The 10,216-nt window shown below is 60.9% G+C and carries 9 protein-coding genes and 1 pseudogene; 7 read left to right on the top strand and 3 right to left on the bottom strand.

Features of this window, described 5'->3' with window-relative positions:
• Both AC1D0Z_RS11825 and AC1D0Z_RS11820 read left to right on the top strand, forming a co-directional pair.
• A pseudogene (locus AC1D0Z_RS11825) lies at positions 1 to 223 on the top strand (hypothetical protein); the annotation flags it as partial.
• 58 nt (positions 224 to 281) lie between these two features.
• Positions 282 to 713, top strand: a complete 432-nt coding sequence (locus AC1D0Z_RS11820) for a group II truncated hemoglobin (protein WP_477658441.1) — start codon at positions 282 to 284, stop codon at positions 711 to 713.
• 99 nt (positions 714 to 812) lie between these two features.
• Here the strand turns inward: AC1D0Z_RS11820 and AC1D0Z_RS11815 are convergent, their stop codons facing one another.
• Both AC1D0Z_RS11815 and AC1D0Z_RS11810 read right to left on the bottom strand, forming a co-directional pair.
• Positions 813 to 1,151 (bottom strand): hypothetical protein, encoded by a 339-nt coding sequence (locus AC1D0Z_RS11815; RefSeq protein ID WP_477658440.1) that lies wholly within the window; start codon positions 1,149 to 1,151, stop codon positions 813 to 815.
• A gap of 205 nt (positions 1,152 to 1,356) precedes the next feature.
• Positions 1,357 to 2,253 carry a LysR family transcriptional regulator gene (locus AC1D0Z_RS11810; RefSeq protein WP_477658439.1) on the bottom strand — a complete coding sequence of 299 codons (897 nt, stop codon included), beginning with the start codon at positions 2,251 to 2,253 and terminating at the stop codon, positions 1,357 to 1,359.
• 101 nt (positions 2,254 to 2,354) lie between these two features.
• Between AC1D0Z_RS11810 and AC1D0Z_RS11805 the strand changes: the two genes are divergently transcribed.
• From AC1D0Z_RS11805 to AC1D0Z_RS11790, 4 genes are all read left to right on the top strand, one after another.
• Positions 2,355 to 3,248, top strand: a complete 894-nt coding sequence (locus AC1D0Z_RS11805; RefSeq protein ID WP_477658438.1) for an SDR family oxidoreductase — start codon at positions 2,355 to 2,357, stop codon at positions 3,246 to 3,248.
• Between the two features lie 40 nt (positions 3,249 to 3,288).
• The gene (locus tag AC1D0Z_RS11800) at positions 3,289 to 3,762 is read left to right on the top strand and encodes an AtaL-like protein (protein ID WP_477658437.1); all 474 of its coding nucleotides are present in this window, start codon (positions 3,289 to 3,291) and stop codon (positions 3,760 to 3,762) included.
• 10 nt (positions 3,763 to 3,772) lie between these two features.
• Positions 3,773 to 4,441, top strand: a complete 669-nt coding sequence (locus AC1D0Z_RS11795; RefSeq protein WP_477658436.1) for an NAD(P)-dependent oxidoreductase — start codon at positions 3,773 to 3,775, stop codon at positions 4,439 to 4,441.
• 190 nt (positions 4,442 to 4,631) lie between these two features.
• Positions 4,632 to 5,726, top strand: a complete 1,095-nt coding sequence (locus AC1D0Z_RS11790) for a patatin-like phospholipase family protein (RefSeq protein WP_477658435.1) — start codon at positions 4,632 to 4,634, stop codon at positions 5,724 to 5,726.
• Positions 5,727 to 6,107: 381 nt separating this feature from the next.
• Here the strand turns inward: AC1D0Z_RS11790 and AC1D0Z_RS11785 are convergent, their stop codons facing one another.
• The gene (locus tag AC1D0Z_RS11785) at positions 6,108 to 6,761 is read right to left on the bottom strand and encodes a Smr/MutS family protein (RefSeq protein ID WP_477658434.1); all 654 of its coding nucleotides are present in this window, start codon (positions 6,759 to 6,761) and stop codon (positions 6,108 to 6,110) included.
• Positions 6,762 to 6,960: 199 nt separating this feature from the next.
• Here AC1D0Z_RS11785 and AC1D0Z_RS11780 point away from each other — a divergent pair.
• Positions 6,961 to 10,216: tetratricopeptide repeat protein (locus AC1D0Z_RS11780; RefSeq protein ID WP_477658433.1), on the top strand; the 3,256-nt coding region annotated here is incomplete at its 3' end.

Below are 10,216 nucleotides of genomic sequence, written 5' to 3'. Positions count from 1 at the left end.
GGTCCAGACGGATCAGGGCAAAAACTTGTTTGAGCGAAGCGAGTTGTTTTTGACCCCGTCTGGACCGAGCACCGCAGGTTGCCCGCAGCGAAGCGAAGGGACGCAGGAACCAGGGTCGCCTTTTCTTTGCTTACTTTCTTTTGGCGAAGCAAAAGAAAGTGAGTTGCATGCCGGGCAACCCCCGGCCAGCAACACGCAGCAAAGAGCGCAGGGGCTGGAGTAAGACCGGCTCAAAAGCCCCTCTCAACCAACCCAAAACCCCAACATTCGATAATCCAAAGATGCAGATAGAAGAAAAGCCCCCAGGAAACCCCCCCTTCGAAACCCCCTACGCCTGGATAGGCGGTGAAGAGCGCGTCAAGGTATTGGTCGAGCGCTTCTACGACCTGATGGACCTGGAGCCCGGCTACACAGCCCTGCGCGCCGCGCACGGCAGCACGCTGGAGAACGCCCGCCAGCGCCTCTTCTGGTTTTTATGCGGCTGGCTGGGCGGGCCGCAGTACTACACCGAGCGCTTCGGCCATCCGCGCCTGCGCATGCGCCACATGCCGCAGCAAACCGGTGGCGGCTCTATTGGCATTGCCGAGCGTGACCAGTGGCTCGCGTGCATGGACCAGGCCATGCGCGAGACCGGGGTGGACGAAGGCCTGCGCACGCGGCTCAATGCCTCGTTCTTCCAGACGGCAGACTGGATGCGCAACAGGGGCGAGTGATGCCTCCACGTTCCGGCGCAACGCCGGGTCACTGGGTGCTATGAAAAGTATAGCTGCTTGCGCCCGTCTGATAAGGCATGCAGCCGGTATTTATACCCGCTAGACGCTGCATCGATACCGCCTGTGCGGCAGCACGTTATGAAGCCACATGCGCTCGCGGATGTGTGCGTGCAGCGAATGGGCAGACAGGTCATCGGGATTTTCCTTGCCGCCGTTGCGCGAATCTTGCGCTGCTTTTGAGGGCTCGGGTTGCTTGTCTTTCTGGATGAAGCTGGTTTCCCTGAGTACATGGCCGCGCACAAATTCTCCCCGCTCGTCAATTTCGTCGTACCAGTACGTCGACGTGACCTGGCTCTCGTCGGCTTGCACCTTGATGTCCCTCTGGACGATCCGGTGGCCCTCTTCAATGCCAAGTTTTTTTCTGTGCTGCGCATTCATCCAGACAACTCCTCTTTGTTTTTAGTAAGGCGACTCTAACGGGATGTGACGCCGGTATGAGGTGTGGCGCGGTGTGAGTGGAAACTAAAAGGGCATGCGACGGTATATTCCACGCACCAGTGGCCTCAGCCCAACGCAAATGAGCATTCGGTCACATCCATGGCGACCGCCGCACCGCACCGCGGTCCTGAGCATGATGCTGTTCTCACATTCCGATGTAGTCGGCCAACTCATCCGGTGATCCGTTCGGAAAGGCTTCCTTCAGGCAGTCCAGGAAGGCGGATACGCGGGCGCTGAGCAGGCGGCGCGATGGGTAGAGTGCCCAGAGGGCAATCTCTGGCCCCGGCACATCCCCCCAATGCACCAGGGTTCCGGCTGCGAGGTCGTGGGAGACCAGCGAAAGGGGAATACGCGCCGCCCCGACATTTGCCCGGACCGCATCGCGGACCATGAACAGCGATGACAGACGCAGCACGGGGTCCACCGCGAACCGTTGTTCAGCGCCTCCCGCCATTTCCCAGGGTTCATTTGGGTTGCCTGCCCCGCCAGCCCGCATCACCACCGGAACGGGCGCCTTGCCTGTCGGGCGGTTGAGCTGGGGACTGGCCACTACGACCAGGCGGTCCCTCAGGAAAATCCGCCCCACCAGGTTTTCGTCCGGGTCCGGGTTGACGCGGATCACCAGGTCGTAGCCCTCTTCCACCATATCGACCGGGCGATCTTCAGGGATGACCTCGAGCCGGACCTCGCGATGCTTCAGCGCGAACCGGGCGGCGAGCTTGCCCATGGCGGCTTGCGAAAAGAGCAGTGGCGCACTCACCCTCAGCCTGCCTCGGGGCGTCTCACCGCCAGAGGCAATCGTGGCGACCGTCTCGTCGAGTTCAGCCAGCAGGACAGAGGTCCTTTCGAACAGCGAGCGACCCTCCTCGGTGAGCTTGAGGGTCCGTGCCCCACGCTCGAAGAGACGCAGGTTCAGGCCGCTCTCCAGGTCGGCCACCCGGCGCGACAGGGTGGCCTTGGGGCGCCCGGATTCGCGGGCGGCCCGACCAAAGCCGCCATGCCGGGCCACAAGGTTGAAGTCGGTGAGAGCAAGCAAGTCCATATGTTCCACCAGTGAGACGAAGTGTCTAAATATAACGGCTATCGGATCTTTGGTGGATCAATGAAGATTGCGGCTCCTTCAACACAAACCGGAGAAATTCCATGACCATCCTCATCACCGGCGCAACCGGCAACGTCGGCCGCCAAGTCGTTCAGCAGCTTGTACAGCGTGGCGCCAAAGTGCGCGCACTTGTCCGCGACCCGGCAAAGGCGAACTTCCCCGCCGGCGTCGAAGTCGTTCCAGGTGACCTGCTCGACGTCGCTGCACTGCGGAGCGCGTTCACAGGCGTGTCCACCCTGTTCCTGCTCAACGCCGTGGTCCCCGACGAGTTCACCCAGGCGCTGCTCACGCTCAATCTGGCGCGTGAAGCCGGCGTCGAGCGTGTCGTTTACCTGTCCGTGATCCACAGCGACCGCTACCTGAACGTTCCCCACTTCGCGGGCAAATTTGGTGTCGAGCGAATGCTCGAAGAGATGGGGTTTGCCGCCACCATCCTGCGCCCTGCCTACTTCATGAACAACGACCTCACCATCAAGGACGTGGTCACCGGTTACGGCGTTTATCCGATGCCAATCGGCAACAAGGGCCTGGCCATGATCGACGCGCGCGACATCGGCGAGATCGCGGCCATCGAGCTGCTGCGCCGCGAACAGTCTTCGACGCCGCTGCCTCTGGAGCGCATCAACCTCGTCGGCCCCGACACACTGACGGGCAATGACGTTGCTGCCATCTGGTCGACCGTGCTGGACCGCCCAATCACCTATGGCGGAGACGACACCGCCGGCTTTGAGAAGAACCTGCTGAATTTCATGCCACCCTGGATGGCATACGACATGCGCCTCATGAGCGAGCGCTTCCTCACGGTGGGGATGGTTCCCGAAGCGGGTGACGTCGAGCGCCTGACGACGCTGCTCGGACGTCCGCTGCGCTCGTACCGCGAGTTCGCTAACGAAATCTCCGCATCCGCATCCGCATCGGCATCTGCATCGGCATAAGAGCCAGCGGTATAACAAACCACACCAAAGGAATCACACCATGATTTATTCAACCGCTACCGTGCCCGTCAATCCGCAAGGCGAGGTGAGGCTCACACGTGCCCAGGCGTGGGCTGGCCTGGTCCTCAAGGCGCGGGACGCGCGCCGCTTCCTGCCCCCAGCGCTTTGCACGCGCTGCGAAGTCGTCGAGGAAAGCGCGACCCACATCGTCCGCGAAGCCACCATCGCCGGCGCTGACCTGCGCGAGATCATCGCCCTCGAGCCCGAAAGCAAGGTGACCTTCTTCCAGGCCAGCGGCCCGCGGGAAGGCGCGATCATCAACGAGTTGTTCGAAGACGAATCCGGAGAGCTCCAGCTGCGCTTTTACGGGTATCTCGGCCTGCGCGGCAAGATGCCGGGCGGCCCCGAAGAGCAGGCCGAGCAAGCCTGGATGGACGGCGAACAAGGCTACAAAACCGCGCTCCTCTCAACGCTCAAACGCACCCGCGAACTGCTCGCCCAAGGCGAACTTTGAAAGGCACGCCATGAACACACCAAAGACTGCCGGCATCTTGCCGGCCCGCCCGAAGATTCTGGTTCTGGGCGCCACCGGCGGCACAGGCCGGCTGATCGTCAGGGAAGCGCTTGCACGGGGATTCGACGTTCGCGCGCTCGTGCGTTCTCCGGGGAAGGCAAGCGGCCTGGAGGGTGCCGAGATCATCGTCGGCGATGCCCTGGATGAACACGCGCTGCGTCAGGCGCTGCGAGGCCGTGACGCCGTCGTGAGCGCCTTGGGCACACCGGTCAGCCCGTTGCGTGAGGTGACCGTTCTCTCCTCGGCGACGCAGGCGCTCGTGAGCGCCATGAAAGCAGAGAAAGTTTCACGCCTTGTCTGCATCACGGGCATGGGCGCGGGCGACAGCGCCGGCCATGGCGGGTTCCTGTTCGACCGGCTGATCCTTCCCGCGCTGCTGCGCAAGGTGTATGCCGACAAGAACCGGCAGGAGGCTGCCGTCCGCGCCAGCGGGCTGGACTGGGTTCTGGTGCGCCCTTCCGTGCTGAACGACAAGCCGGCGCGGCGCAAGATCCGCGCCTTGACAGACTTGTCCGGTTTTCACGGAGGAACCATTGCAAGGCAGGACGTCGCGGACTTCGTCCTGGACCAGGTGCAGGCCGATGCCTGGCTGCACCGGTCACCGCTGATATCTTGGTGACTCCGGCGCTGGGCAAGGTCTGCAAACGCTGGCACCAGCGGCGGCCCGGACTCGCCGCAGGACTTGAGGCGGCAGGCATAGGAGAATCTGGGTTGCAACCCATCCAAGAAGAAAACATGCAACACGGCTTCTCCCCAGTGATCACTGCGCATTGCCCGCTCCTCCTGGATGCGCGTGGCGAGGCCGCGGCATGAAGCCCGTGTACCTGGCCCTGTCGGGCGGCGGCACGCGCGCCATGGTGTTTCACTGCGGTGTGCTCAGCTTCCTGGCCGAGCACCGGGCGCTGGAGCGGGTCAGCAAGGTGTCTACCGTCTCGGGTGGCAGCCTGCTGGTGGGCTTATTGCTGCAGCTCAACGCAATGCGCTGGCCGGACAGCAGGGAATGCCTGGAGGTTTTGTTGCCGCGCGTGAAAACGTTGCTGACCACCACAGACCTGCAGCAAGCCGCCATGCGCGCCATGCTGCACCCGCGCAACTGGCGCTTTGCGCTGTCGCGTGCCAACGTGCTGGCGTCGGCCATCGGCAGCACCTGGGGTATCAGCGCGCTGATGGAAGACATTCCTGCTTCGCCGGCCTGGGTGGTGAACGCCACCACCGCTGAAACCGGCAAACGCGCCAGCATTGAAGGCGATGCGCTGCGCGACTGGATGCTGGGCTCCACGCGCCTGAAGCAACTGCCGCTGCGAGACGCGATGGCCGTGTCGGCCGCTTTTCCGGGGCTGATCGGTCCCTACGTTCTGCCGACCGACAGCTTTGACTGGAACCTGCCGATGTTCGCCTCCGGCGACGAGGCCCGGCCCGCTGAAGACCGCTTTGCACGCATCCATCTTTACGATGGCGGCGTGTACGACAACCTCGGGCTGGAGCCGTTCTTTGACGCCGGCTTTGGGCCCAAACCCAAAATCGACGGCGTGATCATCGCGTCTGACGCGGGGGCGCCCTTGCCGGTGGGTTTTGCGATGGGCCCCCTCAGCATCTTTCGCCTCAAGCACGTGGCCGACATCATGTCCGACCAGGTTCGCGCGCTGCGTGCCCGGGGACTCATGGCCTACGCCGCGCGCGAGCCCGGCCGCGCCGCCTACCTGCGCATAGGCGCCACCGCCCGGGAGGTCGCCGAACGCGCCGGTGCTGACTGCCCGGCCGGCGAATGGCTGGACGCGGGCAGTGTCAGGGCGGCCGCTGCCTATCCGACCTCATTGAAGAAAGTGCCGCTATCAATGTATGAGCTGTTGTTCAGGCACGGCTATGAATGCGCCAACGCCGGGCGGGCGGGGTTCGGGCTTTAAACCGCATGGTGGCTGAAGCGGGGCTGGTTCGCGAATCTGGCTTGCTATCAAAAATATAGCTGCTCGCGCAGGTTCTGATTCGGCTACAGGCACTTTTTGTTTGTAAAAGTGCCTTTTCGCGGCGTCAAACCAGGTTTTTGATGTCCACCGGGCAAAAAGAATGTCCCGGAGGCCTTTTTCGGACGATTTCAGGCATCAAATACGCCTTCTACCCAATCAGGATCTGCGCGGGCAGCTATTGAATTGATAGCAAATTGAGCATTCAGGCAACCGTGCCCAAGTTCCAGCGGGCGCCGCGGGACCGGCTTTGCCGGACCGCAGGGCGCCGTCCCCTGCAAGGGGAGATGGCGCTACACGCAGTGAGCGCCGACAGGGGTGTGCTTAGCCCTCAAGCAACACCACCAGCGCCCCGGCGCCACCCTCGGCCGGCCGCGCCTGCACAAAGGCCAGCACCTCCTGCTTCTGGATCAGCCAGCTTTGCACCTTGCCCTTGAGCACCGGTGTCTTGCCGGGTGACCCCAGGCCCTTGCCGTGCACCACGCGCACGCAGCGCCAGCCGACCTTGTGTGCGTCCTTGATGAAGTGAGCCAGCGCTTCGCGCGCATCCTCGCGGCGCAGGCCATGCAGGTCCAGTTGACCCTGGATGCTCCAGCCGCCGCGGCGCAGCTTGCGCACCACGTCAGGCCCCATGCCGGGCCGCCTGAAGCTCAGGGCCTCGTCTGTGTCCAGCAGCGTTTCCACATCGAATTCGTCCGAGATGGCTTCGCGCATCACCGCGAGTTCATCGCGCTGCTGCTGCACCGGGATGGGCGCGGCCTGCGCCACCGGCAACGCCGCCTTGTGGCCCGGCAGGTGTTTGGCCGGCAGGGCCTTGACGGGGCCGACCGCGCGCGAGAAAAGTTCTTTCTCGGCTTTGGCCCTGGCAGCGGCTGCGACGCGCGCGGCTTCCTGTTCTTTCTCCAGCTTCGCACGGGCTTCAATGTCCCGCTTGACGGCCTTGAGGTCCTGCAGGCTTTTGAGGGCGGGCGCTTTCATGGCTCGTACTTTATAACAGCGCGTTTGCTTCTGCGGCGTCGGCTTTGCGCAAGGGTATTCATCGCCCGTGCGGATAAACCACGCTTTGATGCCTGATGCAGGTCTGGCGATGATGGCTACGGTACGATTCCCCGCTGAGCTGCCGGCGGCCATGAAAAACTCGTCCGGTCCGGTACGGCAATGAATCCAGGGAGAAAAAATGAAACGGTCCACGGCCGCGCTATGCGGCGTTTTCTTGCTCTGCATTGGCGCACTGGGTATCAGTGAATTCCAGGCCTTTCGTAGCGACGCAGCCGAGCATGAAGCGAAGATGCAACGAGAGGCTGACGCGGCTTCAATACGGGCGGGCGCCATTACCCGGAACAGGATCATGATGGCGAGGCCTTTTCCGGACTTTGCAATGGAGCGGTTCCTGCCGCTGCGCTATCCAAAGCAGGCATCCGATTGGCAGGGAAATGAAAAGGACTTCTACGCCAAGGTGCTATCGGGCGGGAAATTTGACGTGCTGGTGGTACCGTTCCAGGTGGCGGGGTGGGGCGTTGACCGGGCCGCACGGTCCATCATGACGGCACAGCTCGCCTCAAGCGTCGCCCAGTCGCGAAAGGTGAAAGTTCCTGACCCGTATCTTGTTGCAAAGGCGCTGGGTGAAGGACAGCGCCAGTTCAAACTGGATGATATTTACAAGCTTGCTGACGCGGTGGAAGCCAAACGCATCATTTGGGGCCACGTCGGGCACGACCGAAAAGGAAAAATGGCGGTCACCGTATCGACACAGGACTATGCGGGCGACCCGCGAAACGGCACTGTCTGGGTGTCTCCGATTGCAGGGAGGAAATTCGAGAACATCCCATTTGGTGACGAGGTTCCGGCCATCGAGGCGTACCAGTCGGTATTGCCGGAAATCCTCCGGTCGGTGGGCGCAGGCGCTACGTCAGCTCCTGCAGAACCAATCGACGGCAAGCTGGAGCTGGAGGTATTGCCGCCATCTCCAAAGGACCTTGTGGTGGCGGGCGGGAATCCGGCGCAGGATGCGTATACCTTTTTGTTGTACAGCGCATTGACGCCGGACAGCATTGAAAAGACGAAAGAAGTTTTCGCAGAAAAAGCGCATCTTGCGCTTTTGCGTTTGTCGCCGGCATCTCCCGAATATCGCGCGCTTCGGGCGCGAATCTACAAGACGTTGGGTTTGCGCGTGGCCGCCATCAAGGCGCTTGGCGAGCCGCAGACACCCGAGGAAAAAGCGCTGCTCGCCGCCCTGAATGGAAATATCCACGAGCTGCACGCAATGGCGGCACTCGAAAAAAACCCCCTGAAACGCTTGCTCCAGAAGCTGGATGAGCAAAAGATCGGTGCGGCCTATGGCTTGACGATCACGAAAAAAACCACTGCTGAAGTGGCTGCATTAAAGCTGCCAGGGCAGATATGGCCTTTCATTGTCACGCGCGCATTTTTTGAGACGGATATCTGGTCGCAATACGACAATGCCTCGCTGAAAATGCTTCTTGACTATGAATTGCCGGTCAAGGGCTATTCCATGGCGGAGATGGCGCGCACCACTTTGCCGTTGACCGACCCCGACAAGGTTCAATCAATCGTGGATCTGTCGGTGTTTCATCACGGCCGCAAATTCATCGATGCACACACGGCCAAGTTGTGTTGTGAACCTTCATCCAACACGCCCGGCCCGTTTGACTATCTGGAGCTGCTTCAGGGAATTGGCCATGACAACCTGATGCGCCGCATCAATTTTTTGTCCATCGTCCAGGGACGTCCGAATGTGGCTGCCAACTTCGCGAATAGCCTCGAAACAGTTTATAAAGGCTACCCTTATTACGCTCTTGAAAAATCAAAAGTGGAGACGAAGCTCGCGGAAAATTCCGCTGGGGCCGTCAAAGAGCAATTGATCAAGTCGGCACACCAAAACGCATTCAACGCGGTCTATTGGGAGCAAGGACAATCGCTTGTCGCGGTGGGGGCGCACCGCCAATTCGGCGCAGATGGCGGTCTGTACTATGGACATCACGACATGCTTTACTACGCCGATGTCCCCTACCGTCCTTACTATGAGACCTGGGCTGACGGCGGCAAGCTGCAGACGCAAATTGACAACGCGCTTGCGGCCTTGAGGAACACCACCTTTGAAATTGGTGTCGTTTCAGAGCTGGCCGGACTTTACCGGCAGTTTTTCCCCGCCGAGGAGCGGGAAAACGATCTGATGAAGTCCATTGAAGGGCGTTTTGTCGGTTCTCCACAGCTCAATACCATGCTCGGCGCCCAGGCAAGGCGGCGCGGGGATGACAAGGCTGCGCAAGCTTACTACCGGGACAACATCAAACTGATTCCCGGTTACTGGAATTCCTACGAGGATCTGGGCAAGCTGTTGTTTGCTTCGGGTGACGTCAACGGCGCTGCCAGGGTGTTCCATTCCTACCAAGGCTTCAAGAAGGGCTCTGAAGACAGCCGTGTCGGTACCGCAAACCTCGCTTATGAGGCAGGCTCATATTTTTACTGGTCGGGCCATTTCGACCTTGCCAGGCCTTTTTATCAAATGGCTGCTTCGCAAGGCTCGGGAGCGGCCAGCGAAATCAGCAGCGATACGCGCCTGAAGCTTCTTGCGGGTGACATGCAGGGGGCCATGGCCGGTACCTTGCGGCGTGCGCAACGTTATCAGGACTCCTACGCTCATCGGGATTACCTGGGAATGCTCCACGCCAGCGGTCATTCCAAAGAGGCCTGGAGCGGTTTTTCGCTGCTGGCAAAGGGGAGCGAAGATCCCCATATCTGGGAGTCGGTGCTGGTCGGGCACCACAAAGGCGCCTTGTCTGAAGCAGAAGTCATGAGCTGGGCGCAGCAAAGTGAGTTCAGGAGCGCAGGCAAGGCCAAGAACGCTGCGGCTTTTCATATCGTGCGCTTTGCGACAACCGACAGGACGCCCTCCAGCGAGGTGTCACGGGTAGTTGACGAACTGGACCAACAACGCTGGAAGGTAGCGGGATATCCCATGCTCATCTACGGTGGGAATCCGATATTGCAGGGAACGGCGGAAAAAACCCGCGTGAGGTCCATCCATGCCTACTTTGTGGACGCTTACCGCGCGATCAAACTCAAGGAATTTGCCGCCGCGAAATCGATCTTTGATGAGGCCGCGACTCTCTACGACCTGACTGACGAATGGATTTACTCACCTTCCTCACCCTATTTGCCCTACTACGCCTTTGCCGCGGTCAAGGCCAAAGAGACATCCGGTGTGGAGAAGATCATGAGTGGCGTGAAGATTCCCGACCAAGGCTTTGACTACTACCTCGCCAGGGCGATTCTTGACGGCGCCGCCGGAAAAAATGATGAAGCATTCCGGTCTCTTCAGCTTGCGCTGTACCGGCGGCCCCATACGGAAAGAAGGCCTTTGCTGACGCAATACACATACGGAGAGATTTCCGGGCTTGTGGCGGAAATGA

Source organism: Polaromonas sp. P1_E3 (assembly GCF_056405935.1).
This window is presented reverse-complemented; position numbering and strand designations above follow the sequence as displayed.